This is a genomic window from Paenibacillus yonginensis, assembly GCF_001685395.1.
Taxonomy (GTDB): domain Bacteria; phylum Bacillota; class Bacilli; order Paenibacillales; family Paenibacillaceae; genus Fontibacillus; species Fontibacillus yonginensis.
Window position 1 is genome coordinate 3,010,569 of the sequence record NZ_CP014167.1, and the last position, 19,804, is coordinate 3,030,372.

General features: G+C 51.1%; 15 protein-coding genes and 1 tRNA gene. 4 read left to right on the plus strand and 12 right to left on the minus strand.

Going from position 1 to position 19,804, the window contains the following annotated elements:
- Positions 1-31: 31 nt before the first annotated feature.
- The 9 genes from lon to AWM70_RS13700 all read right to left on the minus strand — a co-directional run bounded on the left by lon (position 32) and on the right by AWM70_RS13700 (position 12,967).
- Positions 32-2,368, minus strand: coding sequence for an endopeptidase La (gene lon, locus AWM70_RS13660; RefSeq protein WP_068697250.1), 2,337 nt, complete (start codon positions 2,366-2,368; stop codon positions 32-34).
- Positions 2,369-2,668: 300 nt separating this feature from the next.
- Complete coding sequence (gene tnpA / locus AWM70_RS13665) at positions 2,669-3,142, minus strand: IS200/IS605 family transposase (protein ID WP_068693347.1); 474 nt, start codon at positions 3,140-3,142, stop codon at positions 2,669-2,671.
- Positions 3,143-3,335: 193 nt separating this feature from the next.
- Positions 3,336-5,066 (minus strand): ATP-dependent protease LonB, encoded by a 1,731-nt coding sequence (gene lonB / locus AWM70_RS13670; protein ID WP_068697252.1) that lies wholly within the window; start codon positions 5,064-5,066, stop codon positions 3,336-3,338.
- Between the two features lie 223 nt (positions 5,067-5,289).
- Positions 5,290-6,582: a group II intron reverse transcriptase/maturase gene (ltrA, locus tag AWM70_RS13675; protein ID WP_068697254.1), complete on the minus strand. Its 1,293-nt coding sequence runs from the start codon at positions 6,580-6,582 to the stop codon at positions 5,290-5,292.
- Between the two features lie 573 nt (positions 6,583-7,155).
- On the minus strand, positions 7,156-8,274 hold the full coding sequence (gene ispG / locus AWM70_RS13680) for a flavodoxin-dependent (E)-4-hydroxy-3-methylbut-2-enyl-diphosphate synthase (protein WP_068697256.1): 1,119 nt from the start codon (positions 8,272-8,274) through the stop codon (positions 7,156-7,158).
- Positions 8,275-8,392: 118 nt separating this feature from the next.
- Positions 8,393-9,649, minus strand: coding sequence for an ATP-dependent protease ATP-binding subunit ClpX (clpX, locus tag AWM70_RS13685; RefSeq protein ID WP_068697259.1), 1,257 nt, complete (start codon positions 9,647-9,649; stop codon positions 8,393-8,395).
- 16 nt (positions 9,650-9,665) lie between these two features.
- Positions 9,666-10,253, minus strand: a complete 588-nt coding sequence (gene clpP / locus AWM70_RS13690) for an ATP-dependent Clp endopeptidase proteolytic subunit ClpP (RefSeq protein WP_068697261.1) — start codon at positions 10,251-10,253, stop codon at positions 9,666-9,668.
- Between the two features lie 347 nt (positions 10,254-10,600).
- Entirely contained in the window at positions 10,601-11,905 is a 1,305-nt protein-coding gene (gene tig, locus AWM70_RS13695; protein ID WP_068697264.1) for a trigger factor, read from the minus strand.
- A 213-nt stretch (positions 11,906-12,118) separates the two neighbouring features.
- Positions 12,119-12,967 carry a hypothetical protein gene (locus AWM70_RS13700; protein WP_237167714.1) on the minus strand — a complete coding sequence of 283 codons (849 nt, stop codon included), beginning with the start codon at positions 12,965-12,967 and terminating at the stop codon, positions 12,119-12,121.
- Between the two features lie 229 nt (positions 12,968-13,196).
- Here AWM70_RS13700 and AWM70_RS13705 point away from each other — a divergent pair.
- The 4 genes from AWM70_RS13705 (at position 13,197) to AWM70_RS13720 (ending at position 15,947) form a co-directional block, all read left to right on the plus strand.
- Positions 13,197-13,270, plus strand: a tRNA-Arg gene (locus tag AWM70_RS13705).
- Between the two features lie 339 nt (positions 13,271-13,609).
- Positions 13,610-14,716 carry a hypothetical protein gene (locus tag AWM70_RS13710; RefSeq protein ID WP_068697268.1) on the plus strand — a complete coding sequence of 369 codons (1,107 nt, stop codon included), beginning with the start codon at positions 13,610-13,612 and terminating at the stop codon, positions 14,714-14,716.
- A 132-nt stretch (positions 14,717-14,848) separates the two neighbouring features.
- Entirely contained in the window at positions 14,849-15,430 is a 582-nt protein-coding gene (locus AWM70_RS13715; protein ID WP_068697270.1) for a thioredoxin family protein, read from the plus strand.
- 31 nt (positions 15,431-15,461) lie between these two features.
- Complete coding sequence (locus AWM70_RS13720; protein ID WP_068697272.1) at positions 15,462-15,947, plus strand: glutathione peroxidase; 486 nt, start codon at positions 15,462-15,464, stop codon at positions 15,945-15,947.
- Positions 15,948-16,034: 87 nt separating this feature from the next.
- On the opposite strand, the gene AWM70_RS13725 is transcribed toward AWM70_RS13720, so the two are convergent.
- From AWM70_RS13725 to AWM70_RS13735, 3 genes are all read right to left on the minus strand, one after another.
- A complete protein-coding gene (locus tag AWM70_RS13725; protein ID WP_068697274.1) occupies positions 16,035-16,934 on the minus strand; it encodes an ABC transporter permease in 900 nt (299 codons plus the stop codon).
- 12 nt (positions 16,935-16,946) lie between these two features.
- A complete protein-coding gene (locus AWM70_RS13730; RefSeq protein WP_068697276.1) occupies positions 16,947-17,951 on the minus strand; it encodes an ABC transporter permease in 1,005 nt (334 codons plus the stop codon).
- 80 nt (positions 17,952-18,031) lie between these two features.
- Positions 18,032-19,699, minus strand: a complete 1,668-nt coding sequence (locus AWM70_RS13735; RefSeq protein WP_068697279.1) for an ABC transporter substrate-binding protein — start codon at positions 19,697-19,699, stop codon at positions 18,032-18,034.
- Between the last annotated feature and the right edge of the window lie 105 nt (positions 19,700-19,804).

Genomic DNA, 19,804 nt, shown 5'->3' on the forward strand with positions numbered 1-19,804 from the left:
CTACAATTCCTTTCTAAATGCGTGTGTCCTTTTAATGCACTTCACTGTGCTGGACAAGCGCATGTTCCAAAACCTGATCCATATGGGACACCGGAACAAATTCCACATCATGTTTGACGCTGTCCGGAATATCCTTCAGATCCCGTTCGTTGTCTTTAGGCAGCAGAATTTTCTTGTAGCCTGCCCGGTGGGCCGCCAGCGATTTCTCCTTCAGCCCCCCAATCGGAAGCACCCGCCCGCGCAGCGTTATTTCTCCGGTCATCGCAATGTCCTTGGAGACATAACGATTGGTCAGCGCGGAGATCAGGGCCGTTGCGATTGTAATGCCGGCAGAAGGGCCGTCTTTCGGAATGGCGCCTTCCGGAATATGAATATGGACATCATTCTTCTCGTGGAAATCGGTCGGGATGCCCAGCTCCGCCGCTTTGGAGCGGGTATAGCTGAACGCCGCCTGAGCCGATTCCTTCATGACATCCCCGAGTTTGCCGGTCAGCGTCAGCTTCCCGGAACCCGGAACAACCGTAACCTCAATGACTAGCGTTTCTCCGCCGACTTCAGTCCAAGCAAGGCCGGTAACGGTGCCGATTTGATCCTCAAGCTCGGCAACGCCATAACGGAAACGCGGTACGCCAAGATAATCCTTGATTTCGTCCGGTCCGACCACAATGGCCTGCTCCGGATTGGCAACGATTTGTTTGGCGGCTTTGCGGCAGAGCGCTGCAATTTGCTGCTCCAGATTCCGCACGCCGGATTCCCGAGTGTATTCCCGGATCGTCTTCAGGATAGCTTCGTTATTGATGATCAGCTGCTCTTCGGTGAGACCATGGTCTTTCTTCTGTTTAGGCAGCAAATACCGTTCGGCAATCTCCAGCTTCTCCAGCTCGGTGTAGCCCGGAATGTTGAGTACCTCCATCCGGTCCAGCAGCGGTCTCGGAATATTGTGAATAGCGTTCGCTGTAGTCACAAACATCACATTCGACAAGTCAAATGGCAGCTCAATGAAATGATCGCTGAACGTATTGTTCTGTTCCGGATCCAGTACCTCGAGAAGCGCCGCCGAAGGGTCTCCCCGGAAATCGGAGGCCATCTTATCAATCTCATCCAGCAGAAAGACCGGGTTCATGGAACCTGCTGTCTTCATGCCCTGAATGATCCGGCCCGGCATAGCCCCGACATAAGTACGGCGATGTCCGCGGATTTCTGCTTCATCTCTTACGCCGCCCAGGGAGATACGCACGAATTCGCGTCCAAGCGAACGTGCGATCGAACGGGCCAGGGACGTTTTGCCTACCCCTGGAGGACCTACCAGACAGAGAATAGGGCCTTTCAGCTTCTTGACCAGCTTCTGCACGGCCAAATACTCCAGAACACGTTCCTTCGGTTTGTCGAGGCCGTAATGGTCCGCGTTGAGGATTGCTTCCGCTTTGTCCAGATCCAGATCATCTTCGGTCTTCTCGCTCCAAGGCAGACCGAGCAGCCAATCCACGTAGTTGCGGATGACACCGCCCTCCGCCGAGCTTGCCGGCATCTTCTCCAGGCGGTCGATTTCTTTGATGACCTTCTCCCGGACCGGCTCCGGCAGCTCCTTGTCTTCCATTTGGCTGCGAAGCTCATCCGCTTCCCCGGCGCGCCCCTCTTTATCGCCTAGCTCCTTCTGGATCGCTTTCATCTGTTCACGGAGATAATATTCCTTCTGCGTCTTCTCCATCTGCTTCTTGACGCGCTGGTTGATCTTCCGCTCCAGCTCCAGCACTTCACGTTCGTTATTTAAAATGTCCAGCAGCTTCTCCAGCCGCGCACGGACATCAATCGTTTCCAGAATTTCCTGCTTCTCTTTGATCTTCAAAGACAAATGGCTGGTGATCACATCAGCCAGACGTCCCGGCTCCTCGATATCCGAAACTGCGGCGAGCGTTTCCGGCGTCACCTTTTTCGAAAGATTGATATAATGCTCAAACTGGGTCAGCAGCGTGCGCATCAGCGCATCCACTTCCGAATCGGAGGTTTCGGTCTCCGGGCGTTCTTCCGCCAAAACCTCGTAAAACTCCTCGTTATCCAGATATTCAATGATTTCAGCCCGTTCCAATCCTTCAACCAGAACGCGGATCGTGCCGTTGGGAAGCTTCAGCATCTGCCTTACCTTAGCAACGGTACCAATACGGAAAATATCTTCTTGAGTGGGCTCTTCAATGTTCACTTCAGATTGAGAACACAGGAGAATCAGGTTGTCGTCAACCATCGCTTTGTCCAGCGCCTTGACGGACTTCTCGCGGCCTACATCCAGATGGAGAACCATGCTGGGGTAGACGAGAATACCGCGCAAAGGCAGCAGCGGAAACCGGCGGCCCTTGGATTTATGATGTCCCATTGCTTCGCACCTCCATTGGCTCCCTTGTACGATTACTTGCCTGTCTGCCGCATCATTTTGACGGGCCTTGCAATATCATTCCTATTTTAGCAAATGTTCTTTTAAAACACCAACGACCTGACTTTTTTTCTGATATCGCGCATTTCCCTCTGTGGAAAAATCAGAACCACCCGTCCAACGGGTGGTTTGCACTAGGGGTATAACCCCTTGTTGCCAAACTGCGCCTAAAGACGCTAGCCTGACCACAAAGCGTTCAGGCTCAGTGTTATTTGTCTCTTTCACTTACCAGTTAAACTGGTTTTACTTTTTCTTGCTCTTGTTGCTGCTGAATGGATCTTCATACTCTTTTACACTCAGCTTATCCACTGCCTGGTCATGTGCCTCTTGCTCTCGAATGTATTTGGCGACGGTGGCTTCATTTAGCCCCACTGTACTTACGTAGTAGCCTTCCGCCCAGAATTTACGATTCCCATACTTATACTTCAAATTGGCATGCTTCTCAAAGATCATGAGTGCGCTTTTCCCTTTTAAATAGCCCATAAAGGAAGACACAGATATTTTCGGTGGAATCGCCACCAGCATGTGCACATGATCCGGCATCATATGTCCTTCTAATATCTCGACTCCCTTGTATTTACATAGACGCTTCATGATTTCAATTAGATCTCGTCTCACTTGATTGTAGATCTCTTTACGTCTATACTTCGGGGTGAACACAATGTGATACTTACACATCCACTTTGTGTGCGCTAAACTAAAGTTTTTATTTGCCATTTAAGACCATCCTTTCGAATTGAGCCTGAACATCTCAATTTTATCGGGATGGTCTTATTGGTGTAACCCTAGATCCCTCCACCCGCATAGCGGGTGGTTTTATATTTCGCGCGTTTCACGCGCTCAACAGGCTGAAGCCTAAAAATAAAAAGCAGCCTAAGGACAGTTTGTCCATTTCGGCTGCTGAATCATTCTACATTTTACCCGTATAAGGCGGCTTGGCATGAAGAAACGGCGGCTGCGGCGAAGGCGGAAGGAAGAGATCCGCAACACCTTTGGAGGCCTGCTCCTCGGTTTCCTCCGATTGCTGAGGACCAAAAATCCAGCCGAAGGCCTCCTGGATCGTTTCGACAGGGATGACCTGAACGCCTTCGAGTCCTTCAAACATCGAATTCCAGTTCTCTTTCGGAATTAAAACGGTCGTAGCACCGCTTTGGAAAGCCGCTTCGGCTTTGGGAACCACGCCGCCGATCGGCTTCACTTTGCCGTGAATGCCGAGCTCCCCGGTCATGGCGATCTTCGGATCGACCGGCGTTTTGCGGATCGCGGATACTACGGCTACGGCAATGGCCAGACCTGCAGAAGGGCCGTCAATCGGCGTTCCTCCCGGAAAATTGATATGCAGATCGTATTTCTCAGGCTCCACACCAATGTTCTTCAGCACGGTAAGCACGTTCTCCACCGAACCTTTAGCCATGCTCTTGCGGCGCAGCGTACGGCTCCCGCCTCCGCCGATCTCCTCTTCATCGACAACCCCCGTGATGTTGCACAAGCCCTGGCGCCCTTCAGGGGCAGGGACAGCAGTGGCTTCAATTTCGAGCAGCGTGCCCATATTCGGCCCATAGACAGCCAGCCCGTTGACGACACCGATCTGCGGGAATTCCGCAACCTTTTTGTCCGGACGTGGAGCAAGCTGGCTGCTTGTGGCTACCCATTCCAGATCGGCCGCAGCAAGCGTATTCCGCTTCTCGGTAAGCGCCAGCCCTGCTGCGAGCTGCACCATATTGACCGCTTCCCGGCCGTTGGTCGCGTATTTCTTCACTACATCCACCGCTTCGGGACAAGGCTGAAAGCCAAGCCGTTTGACCGCATCTTCGGCAATTTGCGCAATTTCTTCCGGCAGCAGCGGACGGAAAAAGATCTCCATGCACCGCGAACGGATCGCCGGCGGAATCTCCTGCGGCGACCTTGTTGTCGCCCCGACTAACCGGAAATCGGCAGGAAAGCCGTTTTGGAAGATGTCATGGATAAACGCCGGCGTGTTGGAGTCCTCGGAATTGTAATAGGCGCTCTCCAGAAACACCTTGCGGTCCTCCAGCACCTTCAGCAGTTTGTTCATTTGTACAGGATGCAGTTCGCCGATTTCATCAATAAAAAGAATCCCGCCGTGCGCTTTTGTCACTGCGCCTGCCTTCGGCTGCGGTATGCCGGCAACGCCCATGGCGCCGGCCCCTTGATAAATCGGATCATGCACTGAGCCGATCAGCGGGTCGGCAATGCCTCTTTCATCGAAACGCGCCGTAGTCGCGTCGATTTCCGTAAATTTGGCATCGGCCCGGAATGGCGAAGCCGGATTTTTTTTCGCTTCCTCCATAACCACCCTTGCGGCAGCGGTCTTCCCTACCCCCGGCGGCCCGTATATGATGACGTGCTGCGGATTCGCGCTGCAAAGCGCGGCTTTGAGGGCCCGCAGTCCGTCTTTCTGCCCTACTATGTCTTTCATCGCTGCCGGACGTGTACGTTCGGCCAGCGGCTGCGTCAACGAAACGGACCGCAGCTTGCGCAGCTTCTCCATCTCCTTGCGTGATTCGCGGTCTACCGCCGTCCGGCTGCCTTTCTGGCTGCGCAGCAGATTCCAGAAATACATGCCGATAATCACGCCGAAAAACAAGTTGACGACCATTACTATAACGCTCAGATTCATGTTAGACTAACCTCCCGTTTTCTCCTGGCTGTACGTTAATTGACTAATACTTGGTAGTATAGCCTTTTCAAAAACGGCTAAACGTGAAACGGTTATTTTTAGCGATAAATGATGAACTTTGGGCTAGAGTAAAGGGCTGGCTCGCCAGCCCCTCCTCATCAAACCGTACGTGAGGTTTTCCCTCATACGGCTTTCCGATGTTCGTCATTCATGGGCATGCAGATTACAATAGCGTTTGTAGTCCATGCATTTGGGCAATATACTTCACCTCAGATATTGAACTCTTCCAATTCCTGCGTTGTCTCTTCTTCGCGTACCACCGGGTGAATCGCTGCAGAATATACCAATCCAGTTTCGCTAATCTCTTTTGGCTGTAGTTCGTGTAGTAATAATTTCTCCATCCCTTAATCCTTGGATTAAGCCATTCCACCTGTTCCGCGAACGATTTCGAACGCATGCCGGGCGGGGCTAATCTGTCTTTGACCACGCTTCGTATACGTTCCTCTGCCTTCTTCGTTAGCCACTGTTGTGTGGTATAGTACACCTTCCCTTGAGAGGTTTCTGCTTTTGTTTTTCGGTGATGCATCCCTAAGAAGTCGAATCCTTCTTCTCCTGTCCATAAGCCTACAATGCGGGTTTTCGTAGGGTGTAGGGTTAGCTCCAGACGTTCCATTATTCTGCCTATGAGTTCATAGGCATGCTCGGCGTCCTTTCTGGTTTTGCAGACCACTACAAAATCGTCTGCATACCTTGTCAGTTCTCCCAACCCACTTCCGTGTTTCTCCCACAGCCGGTCAAAGTAGTTCAGGTAGATATTCGCCAGAAGCGGTGAAATGACGCCACCTTGCGGTGTCCCTAAATCAGAGCGTCTTACGTTTCCTTCCTCCATGACTCCCGCTTGTAGCCACTTCCGGATTAACTTCAGGATCCTCCTGTCGTTGATACGCATCTGTACCAACTTCATGAGTTTCTCTTGATTCATGTTGTCGAAGTAGCCTTGGATATCGACGTCGACTACCCAATTTCCTTTACGGTTGCAGGCTTTCCGGATTCGCTCCAACGCTCCCTTTGCACTTCGTTTCGGACGAAATCCGAAGGAGACTTCTTTAAAATCCGCTTCGAAGATGGGTTCAATGACTAGTTTGGTTGCCATCTGTAGGACTCGGTCGCGCACGGTAGGGATGCCTAGTGGTCTTGGCTTCCCATCTTTCTTCGGGATGTAGTGCCGCCGCACGGACTGCGGATGGTAATGGCCTTCCTTTAGTTCTCGCTCGCATTCCTTGAGGAAACTTGTTTCTCCTTGTTCTTCAATATCTGCAAGCGTCACGGCATCCACTCCCGCAGCTCCCTTATTTGCTCTCACCCGTTTCCAGGCTTCGCATAGCACATCCCACCGGTAGACTTTGTCGTACAAGGCATGGAATTTACGCTTATGGTTCTCCTTGGCCGCATGACCTAGCTTTTCTTGGAGTTCTTGAACTTTTTCCTTGGGTGTCGTTAGCCGCTTGGCATTCACTCACTCGTACCTCCTCCAAAAGCATAAACAAAGTAGGACCCCTTCCCTCCCTAAGGTTATGTAGTCCTTAGGTTCTTCGGTACTATGAGCCCCTCGGACTCCCTTCCCACAGACGGTTCACTTCATCTTCTGGACTTATAGAGCGTCTCTTTACGGGTTTCTAAAAAAAAAAAATTCCGTGTGGGGGAGGGTCTCCCCAGTTCACTGCATTATCTTTCAACCCATGCCGATCCCTCTACGCCGGAGGATTCTTCACTATTGTTCCAAGTTCTGCACAGTTTCCTTGGCCTTCGTCCATATGTCCGGGACTCGGCTTCCTCTTCTTCCCTTCGCAGGGCCTTTTTGTCGACGCGGCAGGATTCACTTGATGTTACGGCCTGGGTTGTTGCTCGCCCGGCCTCTGGCCGGTACTTTCGTCGATGCGCTTTTACGCACAGATTTCGCCATGCGCAAGCATCCTAGCTACAAGAGTGGCTTGGCCCCTCTCTTGGTTGGACTTTCACCAACTAGATAATGCGTGCCTCTGGGCACGCAACACAAAAAAAGCCGCCTGCAGATGCAGGCAGCCAGTGCTTAAGAGATCGAAGCAGCGCCATGCTGCTTGCGTCCCGGAATTTCTCCCGTTTCCTCATAGGCTTTCACAATAATGTCAATTTCCTTCTTGAGCTCGGACAGCAGCTCTGCCTCCGGCACTTTACGGATCATCTCCCCGTAACGGAACAGTAGGCCTTCGCCCCGGGCTCCGGCAATGCCGATGTCAGCTTCACGGGCTTCCCCCGGCCCGTTGACCGCACAGCCGAGCACAGATACTTTAATCGGCACTTTGATTTTGGAGATGTATTCTTCCACTTCGTTGGCAATGGAGAACAAATCAATATCCAATCGTCCGCAGGTTGGGCAAGAGATCAAAGTAGCGGCATTGGAGATCAAACCAAACGTTTTAAGCAGCTCACGCGCCACCTTGACTTCTTCCACAGGGTCCGCACTGAGCGAGATCCGCACGGTCGAACCGATGCCCATCGACAGCAGCGCACCAATCCCGGCCGAACTTTTGACCGTACCGGCAAACAGGGTTCCCGATTCGGTAATCCCCAAATGGAGCGGATAAGGAATAACCTCAGCCGCTTTGCGGTAAGCCTCAATAGCCATTGGCACATCGGAAGCTTTCAGCGAGACGATAATGTCATGGAAATCAAGCTCTTCGAGGATACCAATATGGTAAAGTGCGCTTTCCACCATAGCATCCGCCGTCGGGTAACCGTATTTCTCCAGCAAATGGTTCTCCAGAGAACCTGCGTTTACACCGATCCGGATCGGAATCCCTTTCTCTTTGCAGGCCTTCACAACCGCTTCGACTTTCTCGCGGCGGCCGATATTGCCCGGATTGATGCGGACCTTATCGATGCCGTTCTCGATTGCTTTCAGCGCAAGTTTATAGTTGAAATGGATATCCGCTACAAGCGGGATATGAATCCGCTTTTTGATTTCCTTGATGGCATCCGCCGCTTCATCGTTGTTGACCGTTACCCGGACCAGCTGGCAGCCCGCTTCCTCAAGACGTAAAATTTCTGCCACCGTTGCCTCAACGTCCGCCGTCTTCGTTGTACACATACTTTGAATTAGGACTTCATTGTTGCCGCCGATGGTCAAATTACCGACTTTCACCGGGCGTGTTTGATGTCTTAGGTACATAGGTCTCTCTCCCCATAACGCCAAATCTCCACCCCTATTCGGCTTAGCGTAGCTAAACCGTCAGAGGTGGAGGAAGGGCGTTTATTGTTGGAAAGGCGTTTGGCTTGCGAACGCAGCCTTACGCGCTTTCTTCTTGTTTCTTGTCGTTACCGGATTTAAGCTCCGGAATGATTTTCTCTTCGACGACTTTCTCGGTAATGACGCAGCTTGTGATATCGTCGCGGGACGGAACCTCGTACATCACTTCAAGCATAATGCTTTCGATGATGGCACGCAGGCCGCGCGCTCCGGTGTTGCGTTTAATCGCTTCACGGGCGATGGCTTCAAGCGCTTTAGGTTCGAATTCCAGCTTCACGTTATCCAGCTCAAGCAGCTTCTGATACTGCTTCACAAGAGCATTTTTCGGCTCTGCCAGGATGCGGACAAGCGTCTTCTCATCCAGCGGTTCCAGCGAAGAGATCACTGGAAGACGGCCAACAAACTCCGGAATCAGACCAAATTTGAGCAGGTCCTCAGGCAGAACAAGCTGCAGGTATTCACCCGGCTTAAGCTCCTTCTGGCCGTCGGAAGCGGCGTTAAAGCCGATAACTTTCTTGCCGACACGGCGTTTGATCATCTGTTCGATGCCGTCAAAAGCACCGCCGCAGATGAACAAAATATTGGTCGTATCGATCTGGATAAACTCTTGATGAGGATGTTTGCGTCCTCCCTGCGGCGGTACGGAAGCTACCGTGCCTTCAAGAATTTTCAGCAAAGCCTGCTGCACGCCTTCACCGGATACGTCACGAGTAATGGACGGGTTCTCCGACTTGCGGGCAACTTTATCAATTTCGTCAATATAGATAATACCGCGTTCCGCTTTCTCGACGTCATAATCCGCAGCCTGAATCAGCTTAAGCAGAATATTCTCGACATCTTCGCCTACATAACCGGCTTCGGTTAAGGAAGTAGCGTCTGCAATCGCAAACGGAACATTCAGGATTTTAGCCATTGTTTGAGCAAGCAGCGTTTTACCGGAACCTGTAGGTCCAAGCAGGAGAATGTTACTCTTCTGCAGTTCAACGTCTTCAATCTTGCTGCCGGAGTTCACTCGTTTGTAGTGGTTATAAACCGCCACGGACAACGATTTCTTTGCCGCCTCCTGGCCGATCACATATTGATCCAAAATCTCGCGAATTTCGCGTGGTTTCGGAATTTCTTTCATGTCGAACTCTTCATCATGACCGAGTTCCTCTTCTACAATCTCCGTGCACAATTCGATGCACTCATCACATATATAAACGCCTGGTCCGGCAACGAGCTTGCGAACCTGATCCTGCGATTTGCCGCAAAAGGAACATTTCAGCTGGCCTTTTTCTTCGTTGAACTTAAACATGACAACACCCCTTTATTCAAATATTAGGCTTATCAATTACTTTATCAATAATCCCATAAGCCTTAGCCTCTTCGGCGCTCAGGAAATAATCGCGGTCTGTATCGCGCTGTATCTTCTCAAGGGGCTGCCCGGTGCGTTCCACATAGATCTGATTGACCTTTTCTTTTGTCTTCAAAATCCATTCGGCATGGATTCCAATATCCGTTGCCTGACCTTGAACACCGCCCAAAGGCTGATGAATCATCACTTCGCTATGCGGAAGAGCGTAACGTTTTCCCGGAGCGCCTGCCGTAAGGAGCAAGGAGCCCATACTGGCAGCCATTCCAACACAAATCGTTGACACGTCTGATTTAATATACTGCATTGTATCATAAATACCCATACCGGCCGTTATAGAACCACCAGGGGAATTTATGTACAAATGAATGTCTTTTCCCGGTTCTTCCGCTTCCAGAAACAGCAGCTGAGCTACAACCAGATTAGCCACTTCATCGTCGATTGCGCCGCTGAGAAAGATGATCCGGTCCTTAAGCAGTCTTGAGTAAATATCGTAGGACCGCTCTCCACGACTAGTCTGTTCAACAACCATTGGTACTAAGCTCATGCCACCGACCCCTTCTCCATATCATCTCAACCAGCTACACCTGTATTCTAACATGTTCCAAAGTCCATGTCATTTTTCCCAAGATGAAGCTTTGGTGATACATTGTATCAGCAACAGCTAATTTATATGCTTTGCTCTTCGTTTGTCAACCCGCCAGAGAGGCATAAGGGTACAGGACTCCAACCTGGCTTGTTGTGCGGAGAAAGAAATCCGCCCTGTTGACACAGAGTATTCGCAGCCAGGATTTCCTGCCATTTTGAACAACGAAGGCACGCAAAAAATCTACGTGCCTTCCCTATTATTTCATATGAAACTTATAGTTCATCCGCTGTTCATTTAGAAGCAGCTTATTCAGCAGCAGCTGCGGTTTCTTTGCTGTTTGCTACCAGGAATTCAATCGTCTTGCGAAGCTGAACTTCTTCGCGCAGACTTCCCAAAGAACCATTGGCAGCGAGAATGTTCTTGATTTCATCTTTGGAGCGTTTGTACATGTCAGCCATGTTCGCCAGCTCTTGCTCGATGTCTTCGTCGGAAACGGTGATGTTCTCTTCTTTCGCGATTTGCTCCAGAACCAGGTTGTTGCGAACGCGTTTCTCAGCGTCGCCTTCCATTTGTTCCTGCAGATCGGAAAGCGTTTGTCCGGAGAAGCTCAGGAACATATCCAGGTTCATGCCTTGGGTGCGAAGACGGTTGTCGAAATCGCGAACCATGTTTTGAACTTCGCCAAGCACCATAGGTCTTGGAATTTCAACTTCCGCATTCTCGGCAACTTTCTCCACGATGGAGGATTCACGAGCCGATTCGCTTTCTTGCTGTTTGCGGGAAGCGAGTTCTTTCTTCAAATCTTCTTTATATTCTTCAAGCGTGTCGAATTCGGAAACGTCCTTCGCAAATTCGTCATCCAAAGCAGGCAGCTGCTTGCGTTTGATTTCATGCAGCTTCACTTTGAACACGGCTTCTTTGCCGGCAAGCTCTTCCGCATGATAGGTTTCAGGGAACGTAACTACAACGTCTTTGAAGTCGCCAGTAGCCATTCCAACTACTTGCTCTTCAAAGCCCGGAATAAAGGATCCGCTGCCCAGTTCCAGGGAATAACGTTCCGCTTTGCCGCCTTCGAAAGGAACACCGTTCACGGAACCGTCGAAATCGATGACAACCGTGTCGCCGTTTTGCGCAGGTTCTTCGTCGATTACGATCAATTCAGCATGACGCTGCTGCAGACGCTCAAGCTCAGCGTTCAGTTCTTCTTCAGTTACTTCAGCTGTAGCAGCCGGAGCTTCGATGCCTTTGTATTCGCCAAGCTTAACTTCCGGTTTAACTGTTACTTTAGCTTTGAAAACAAAAGGTTGTCCTTTTGCAAACTGCTCAACGTCCACTTCAGGACGGTCTACAGGGAAAATATCCGTTTGCTCAACCGCTTCACTGTATACTTCAGGGAGCAAAATGTCGATGGCGTCTTGGTAGAGGCTCTCCACACCGTAGCGTGCTTCGAAAATCGGCCGAGGCACTTTGCCTTTACGGAAACCAGGCACGTTTGCTTTCTTTACTACTTTGTTAAAAGCTTTATCCAGCGCCGCCGCTACGCGTTCCGCTTCGACTTCAACCTCAAGAACGCCGAGGTTCTTCTCTATTTTTTCCCAAGTTGCTTTCATTTTATGCTTTCCCCTCCAAAAATTGTTCACATATTGACAATGAAAAACGAAGTGATGTTATCCGTTTTCAGTCTTGCCCTATCGAATTTCACGTTTAGAATAACCACTATAGTATAATCAAGAATAGTTGATTTTACAAGTGGGCTAAATCATGACGCGATCTGTCAATCTTTTCCGAAATAAAAGATGGGTGTCTCCATTCGCTTTGTTCGCTTAAAAAATCGCTCCGGCTGCGGCAAATTGCTTCATCGCCTTATGGGCTTGTTCAAACCGCAAACGCATCGAATCCGTAATGCCGTACGCCGCTCTCAGCTCCTCATCCGCCTTGCCGTCTCCGCCCTGCAGGCTTTCCGTTACGGTTTGGTGCAGTGCAGCCGCCCAGATGTCCAGCGACGCCTCTTCCTCCCGAATAACGGAGTCATAATCGGCCGTTCCGTACACGCCCATAATAAACTGGTACCAGAACTCCTGGGCAAAATAAAACATGGCCGGATCGTGCACCTGCGCTTCTTGTCCAACCCGGTCCAGCACATCCTGTACCGCCGGAGGGAACTCCTCCGGGGTTAAGGGCACGGCGTCGATCTCAATCGTCGTCAGCGCGCCGCCTCTCCAAAGACGGACCACGCCGCTTGTCTCACGCCGCCGCAGGGTCTGCAACACCCGGAACTGGAGCATCGGATGCCGTTCTTCACGTTCCAGCCATTTGATCAGCGCTTCGTCGATTTCCGGCGCCTGGATAAAAGCCAGCTGCTCCAGGGCCAGAAAAGTATGCTCGGACAAGGGTTTCTCCGTCACGGTCTGCAGCAGTTTGAGCGCATACCCGCGGTCTTCCGCAAATTTCATTTCCGCGTGCCTGCGCGCAAAATCCGCTTCCTCGGCTTCATCCGCCGGCTCCATGACCGGAACGCCCTGGCCTTTCCCTGCCGCAGCTGCCGGGAAAGCCTCCTGCAGCCATTTCAGCAGCGCTTCCCATTCCTCGTAATGACGGTCATCCTGGACCTGGCACTGCAGCAAAAAGCGAAGCAGATCCGCTGCTTCCGCGTAACGCTCCGTTTCCAGCATCCGGGTAAGTTCGACCTGGTAATAATCGAGCGTCTTGGGGAATAGAACTAGATTATCTCGCCCGCTCTGTCGATTCTCGTTAATAAAAGTTCACATCCTTCCACCGCGTCTTCAATGATTTGTAGATTATAACACACGCACCGTCATATTAAAAAGTTATATCCATCAAAAAATCCTTGCTAACCCGCCAAATGTATGGTATATTCTCTTTTGCACGCTTTTATTGTTTGTCCCAGTAGCTCAGCTGGATAGAGCAACGGCCTTCTAAGCCGTCGGTCAGGGGTTCGAATCCCTTCTGGGACGTTCAAGCAAGCTCTCCTTCGGGAGAGCTTTTTTGCGTCTCGGGATGAGAACCCCTTTAGGGGTTCGTCGCAGCGAAGGCACCGTGTGAGGGAGCCTGTGCGAAGTCGCGAGCAATGCGAGCGTACCCCGACTGGGACGCTGAGCGGCTCTCCTTCGGGAGAGCTTTTTTGCGTCGCGCCCCTAGTACTCTCTTTTTATAGCATAACGTTCATAGGCCTCTCATATATTTCGAATAATAGGCTACGCCCATAGAGGTTCGAGATTCTGGTTCTCGCCACCTGCCAACCAGCCTTATGCCGGACAGGCCTTCCTATTTTCCAATTAAGGAGGAGTTATAAATTGAGAACAACCGGAATTCGTTTCACCAAGCTGGCAATCGCGGCCATTTCGGGGATGATCCTGCTGGCAGGCTGCGGCATCAAACGCCCGTCTGCGGACGAGCTTCCAAACGAAATCCAGTCCCGCACAGGTGCGCTGCCCCTGTCCAAGACGTCTTCTTCCTTGCAGAGCGTTAATAGAATTGAAGACGTCGACGGAAGTCTTGGCCTCACCTTTCCCCAAGGCTGGGTTCGGGACGACAACCTGAACAAAGCCGCCGTACTCGGCGTATCAGACCGCTCCAAGGAGAAATACTGCCTGATTGTACGGATGCCTTCCAATCTTCTTAAAGACGCCACTTTGGACAGCATGCGAAGAAAACTTCTGGCCGATACCAAAGTAGCGCTTCAGAACTACCGCTTCGTCGAAAACGGAGATATCACGATTGACGGACTTCCGGCCAAAACCGTCGAGTTCTACGGGACAGCCCGCAGCGTCAACGTCAGGTATCTGGCTGCGGTACTGGAGAAAGACGGAACCTTCTATCAGATCATTACGTGGTCGACTTCCGATTTGTTTGCCGGGTACAAAGATGAATTCAAGAAGGTTATCCAGTCCTTCCAGATCATGAAACCCAACACCAAAACATCGGTCCTGCCCGTACTGGGATCCGCCGCCTCCGATATTTCCCTGGTCACCAGTTCGGACCATCATGCCAGCATTACGATTCCGGAAGGCTGGAGCAAGGATAGCGGCCTGGCTTCAGGAGCCGACATTCAGGCCTCTCATCCTTCTACCGAAGATTATATTGTGGTCCTCAGGGAAGACCGCTCCGGTTTCTCGCCAAACACAACGATCAACGACTACTCCAAGCTGGTGAGCAGCAACATGAAAGAAGCGATTCAAAACGCCAAGCAAGAGATCCCTGAGCAGATTACGATCGGCGGACTGACGGCCCTCCAATATGTCATCACCGGAGAGGTCGACAAAGTCAAAATCAGTTATCTGGTTACGATCATAGCCTCCAAAGACCATTTCACCCAAGTGCTGATGTGGACCCGGTCCGATCTGTTTGAAGCAAAAAAACAAAATTACCTTTACATCGTCAACACCTTCCGGGAATTGTAAGCTCATTCTATTCGAAAGGATGGATGGCATTGAAGAATGGAAGCATGTAGAATAAGAGGAAGTATTTCTTCTATATAAAATCTTTTAAAAATATTGCAGCTTTTCCCGCTGCCCGAGGAGGCCGTGTCATTCATGAGCTTTACTTTGCAGATTGGCGAATCCGCCCCGGATTTTAATCTGAAAGGAACTGACGGAAATCATTACACGCTGGAAAGCTTTGAAGCCTCGAGATTTCTGGTCGTCTTCTTCACCTGCAACCATTGCCCGTTTGTCCTTGGCTCCGATGAAGTCACCCGTCAGACTGCGGATAAATTCACGAAGGACGGGGTAACTTTTATTGGAATCAACGCCAACAGCGAGCAAACCAACCCGCAGGATTCCTTCGATTATATGGTAGCAAGAATGGAAGATAACCGGTTCCCCTGGATCTATTTGCGCGATGAAACGCAGGAAACGGCCAAGGCTTACGGCGCTTTGCGGACACCTCATTTCTTTGTGCTGGACGAGAAACGGAAGCTCGTCTATACGGGACGCGGCATCGACAACCCACGAAATCCGGAGAAAATGACCGTCAACGATCTGGAGCGGGCCCTTTCGGAGCTCGTTGCCGGACAAGCCGTCAGCGTTCCCTTAACCAATCCGATTGGCTGCAATGTGAAATGGAACGGTCAGGATGCGCATTGGATGCCGGCGGAAGCCTGTGACCTGGTTTAGTTTGTTCATATAAAGATAAGGAGGAATTAACATGTCCGATCTGTACAGCATTCAAGTAAAAACCATTGATGGTGAAGCTACCACTCTTCAACCCTACGCAGGACAAGTCCTGCTGATCGTCAACACAGCCAGCGCCTGCGGATTAACGCCTCAATACAAAGGTTTGCAGTCGCTGTACGACACCTATAAAGATAAAGGGTTCACGGTTCTCGGCTTCCCCTGCAATCAATTTGCCGGACAAGAGCCTGGGACCGAAGCTGAAATCAAACAATTTTGCGAGCTGAACTATCAGGTCAGCTTCCCGATGTTCGCCAAAGTGGAAGTGAACGGCGACAACACTCATCCGCTGTACAAATATTTGAAAGAGAACGCCCCTCAGGAAGAGCCTGCGGGCGATATTGAATGGAATTTCGCCAAATTCCTTGTTGACCGTACCGGAAAGGTCGTGAAACGCTACAGCTCCAGAACGGAGCCAGCAGCGATTGAACCTAATTTGCCTGAGCTGCTTGGCGAATAGTCTTAAGACAACTCATCCCCTCGTTACGAACAACAAAATCCGCGTTCTGCTCGTTTACAGCAGACGCGGATTTTGTTGTTTCTAGAATCAATTCTTCATTTTTGGGTCTAAGGCATCGCGCAGACCGTCCCCCATCAGGTTGAACCCTAACACGGTAAGCATGATAGACACTCCAGGGAAAATAACCGTCCACGGTGCAATTTGAATGAACTGGCGGGAATCTGCCAGCATTTTGCCCCACTCCGGCGCCGGCGGTTGTGCTCCAAGGCCCAGAAAGCCGAGGGCCGCAGCCTCGATGATAGCCGTCGCAATCCCCAGCGTGCCCTGTACGATGATTGGGCTTAAGCTGTTAGGCAGGATGTGATGCCATAGGATGCCTCCATTTTTCATGCCGATGGACCTGGCCGCAGTAATAAACTCCTCATTTATCAAGCTAAGCACTTTAGCCCTGATTAACCTTCCATAAACCGGGATGCCAACGATCGCAATCGCTATCAGCGCATTTTGCAGGGAGGGCCCTAGTACCGCCACAATCGCAATCGCCAGCAGCATGCTCGGGAACGCCAGTAAAATATCAAAAAAACGAGAGATCAGCATGTCTAGCCATTTGCCATAGAAGCCGGCCAGAATGCCGAGAAAAGTCCCCAAAATAATCGAACCGACCACAGAGGAAAAACCAACCCAAAGCGAAATCCGCGCTCCGTATATGACCCGGCTGAACAAATCCCTCCCCAAATCGTCGGTACCAAGCCAGTGTTTGCCCGATGGCGCCTTGAGCCGGTCCATCAGCTGCTGCTCTTTGAAATCATAAGGGGCAATTAACGGCGCGAAAATGGCCAGCAGGATAAACAACCCGATGATCACAAGTCCCAGCATAGCCAGCTTGTTCCTTCGAAAGGACTGCCAGGTTTCCCTGGCTGGCCCTTCAGCCCTGGAGGGGATGGCCGGCGGCGTTCCCCCCGTCGTCGTTACTGCTGCATCTGCCATGCTCATCCCTCCTTAACGGTATTTGATCCGGCGGTCAATCGCTGCATACAGAAGATCGACAATTAGATTGATCACAACGAAGATAAAGGCAATGATCAGAATCCCGGTTTGAATGACCGGATAATCGCGGTAGCTTATCGCGTCATACAGATATCGGCCGACGCCCGGCCAGGCAAAGATCGTCTCCGTCAATACTGCCCCGCCTAGCAGCGAACCTGTCTGCAGGCCCACGACGGTTAATACGGGGATGAAGGCATTTTTTAATGCGTGCTTGTACACGACAAGAAACTGAGGCAGACCTTTGGATCTTGCCGTCCGGATATAATCGGATTTCATCACTTCCAGCATGCTTGAGCGAGTCATGCGGGCGATCACCGCCATAGGAATGGTTCCAAGCGCAATGCTCGGCAGGATCAAATGTTTGATCACGATCCAGAGCTGGTCCCATTTCCCCTGGATGATCGCATCCAGCACATAAAGGCCGGTTTGGGTCTCCAAAGGATTGCGCTGATCCATTCGTCCGATGGAGGGAAGCCAGTGCAGCTTAATGGAGAATAACCACTGCTCCATCAGTCCCAGCCAGAAGATCGGCATCGAGATCCCGATCAGCGCAAGCAGCATAGCCGCATAATCGAACCAGGAGTTCTGCTTCCAGGCGCTGAGGATGCCCGCGTTAATGCCGATAATCAAGGCAAACAGCATTGCTGTAAAAGTCAGTTCCAGCGTAGCAGCGAGGTACGGCGTAATCTCTTTGGCGATGGGAACCTTGGTGCGGATGGACTCGCCTAGATCGCCCTTCAGCAGATCTCCGACATACATGAAGTATTGCTGCAGCCACGGTTTGTCCAAACCCAGCTGTTCCCGGAGCGCCTCTTTGGATTGTTCGGTCGCCTTCTGACCCAGGATGGTCTCAGCCGGATCCCCAGGAATGGCATGAATAATGGAAAATACGATCAGGGTCATCCCCACCAAAACCGGGATCAGCACAAAAATGCGTTTCAGCACATACGAATTCATCGCTATTTCACCTGCCGAATCGGAGAGTAGAACGGCCCGATTAACGGGCCGCTAGAAATCGTCTGTCTGACCACAGTCTATTACTCAAAATAAACGCTGCTGTAGTATTCGGTTCCTGTTGGATTCGGAATGAACCCTTTCAGGTTGGCTTTGGCGGCCAGAATGGGCGTCGTGTACACGAGCGGAATCCACGGCGCATCGTCATGAATGATCGTCTGAGCCTGCTTGTACAGATCGGAGCGTTTATTTTGATCGATTTCTTTCTGCGCTTCGACCAGAATGTTGTGCAGATTTTCATTTACATAGAAACCGCGGTTGTTGCCCGGAATGGCGTCTTTATCCAGCAGGGTGTAGATGAAGTTGTCCGGGTCGCCGTTGTCGCCCGTCCAGCCGAGCATGTACAGATCGTCTTTCTCCCCTGCTTTCGTATCGTCCAGGTATGTCGCCCATTCCGGGGATTCAATATTGACCTTTACGCCGATTTTGGCAAAGTCAGCCTGGATGGCTTCAGCCACCTTTTTGCCGTCCGGCATGTAAGGTCTGGATACCGGCATTGCATAGAAGGTGTATTCTCCGGGCAGACCATCCGGATAACCGGCATCAGAAAGCAATTGTTTGGCTTTGTCGAGATCATACGTATAATCCTGAATCTGATCATTATAGCCCCACAAGGTAGGCGGCATCGGATTGACGGCCGGCTTGGCCTGACCGGCGAAGAAAGCGTCGATCAAACCTTGCTTGTTGACGGCATAGTTCAAGGCGACACGCACTTTGGGATCGTCGAAAGGTTTTTTCTTGGTGTTGAAGCCGATGTACGCCACGTTAAATGGCGGGCGCTCGATTTTTTGCAGGGAGGTATTGGCTTCCAGCAGCGTCAAGTCGTCCGGATTTACATCTTCCATCAGGTCGATCTCCCCGTTTTGCAGGGCGTTAAAACGTGCCGAGTTATCCGGAATGGAACGAACGATAACTTTGTTCAGCTTAGGCAGGCCTTCTTTCCAGTAGTTCGGATTCTTCTCCAACGTAATGGAATCGTTTCGTTTCCACTCTTTGAAGACAAAAGGCCCCGTGCCCACCGGTTCGTTTTTGAAGTTTTCCTTTTTCTCCTTGATGGCCGCCGGACTGGCAATCCCGAAGCAGGTCATCGCCAGATTTTGCAGAAAAGGGGCCTGCGGCTGGTTTAGCGTAAACACAACGGTATGGTCGTCTTTGGCGGTTACGTTCTTGATGACGCGCGCTCCGTCCGGTCCAAACATCGAATCATAATAATCGAAAGAGTCCCCTTCAAATTTGTATTCGCTGTTCGGATCGCTCCAGCGGTTGAAGTTGAACACAACGGCATCCGCATTAAAATCCGTGCCGTCATGGAATTTCACCCCTTGGCGCAGCGTAAAGGTATACGTCAAGCCGTCGGCGGAAATTTCCCATTTCTCAGCCAGAGCCGGTTCAACCTCCGTAGTGCCCTCTTTGTACTCTAGCAAGGAATCAAACACCTGATGCACGATTTTGAGCGATTCACCGTCCGTCACGATGGACCCGTCAAGCGAAACGGAATCGCCGCCGCGGCCTAGAATCAGCGTGTCCTGAGTGGATTCGGAAGGTGCTGATGCCGAGGAGGACGGCTGATCGCTAGCCCCCGCATTGTCTGATCCCCCGCTGGCATTATTTGAGCTGCCTCCTCCACAAGCACTTAACAACAGGGTCATGCCGAGCATTAAAGAAAGCAGTTTACCTGTACTTTTGTTCATCCACAAACCCCTTTCTCTTCTCCAAAATTTAATATTAAAACGGGTATGAGTCCCGCTCTAACCAAGACTTGGTACACGCTGTTCATGGGCCCATCCAACAAACGC

What these genes read in the sequence shown, in the direction of transcription:
- AWM70_RS13700 (WP_237167714.1), bottom strand. Translation starts at nt 12,967, where the DNA reads ATGCTGGAAACGGAGCGTTACGCGGAAGCAGCGGATCTGCTTCGCTTT.
- tnpA (WP_068693347.1), bottom strand. Translation starts at nt 3,142, where the DNA reads ATGGCAAATAAAAACTTTAGTTTAGCGCACACAAAGTGGATGTGTAAG.
- tig (WP_068697264.1), bottom strand. Translation starts at nt 11,905, where the DNA reads ATGAAAGCAACTTGGGAAAAAATAGAGAAGAACCTCGGCGTTCTTGAG.
- lonB (WP_068697252.1), bottom strand. Translation starts at nt 5,066, where the DNA reads ATGAATCTGAGCGTTATAGTAATGGTCGTCAACTTGTTTTTCGGCGTG.
- ispG (WP_068697256.1), bottom strand. Translation starts at nt 8,274, where the DNA reads ATGTACCTAAGACATCAAACACGCCCGGTGAAAGTCGGTAATTTGACC.
- AWM70_RS13720 (WP_068697272.1), top strand. Translation starts at nt 15,462, where the DNA reads ATGTCCGATCTGTACAGCATTCAAGTAAAAACCATTGATGGTGAAGCT.
- AWM70_RS13725 (WP_068697274.1), bottom strand. Translation starts at nt 16,934, where the DNA reads ATGGCAGATGCAGCAGTAACGACGACGGGGGGAACGCCGCCGGCCATC.
- clpX (WP_068697259.1), bottom strand. Translation starts at nt 9,649, where the DNA reads ATGTTTAAGTTCAACGAAGAAAAAGGCCAGCTGAAATGTTCCTTTTGC.
- clpP (WP_068697261.1), bottom strand. Translation starts at nt 10,253, where the DNA reads ATGAGCTTAGTACCAATGGTTGTTGAACAGACTAGTCGTGGAGAGCGG.
- AWM70_RS13735 (WP_068697279.1), bottom strand. Translation starts at nt 19,699, where the DNA reads ATGAACAAAAGTACAGGTAAACTGCTTTCTTTAATGCTCGGCATGACC.
- AWM70_RS13730 (WP_068697276.1), bottom strand. Translation starts at nt 17,951, where the DNA reads ATGAATTCGTATGTGCTGAAACGCATTTTTGTGCTGATCCCGGTTTTG.
- AWM70_RS13715 (WP_068697270.1), top strand. Translation starts at nt 14,849, where the DNA reads ATGAGCTTTACTTTGCAGATTGGCGAATCCGCCCCGGATTTTAATCTG.
- lon (WP_068697250.1), bottom strand. Translation starts at nt 2,368, where the DNA reads ATGGGACATCATAAATCCAAGGGCCGCCGGTTTCCGCTGCTGCCTTTG.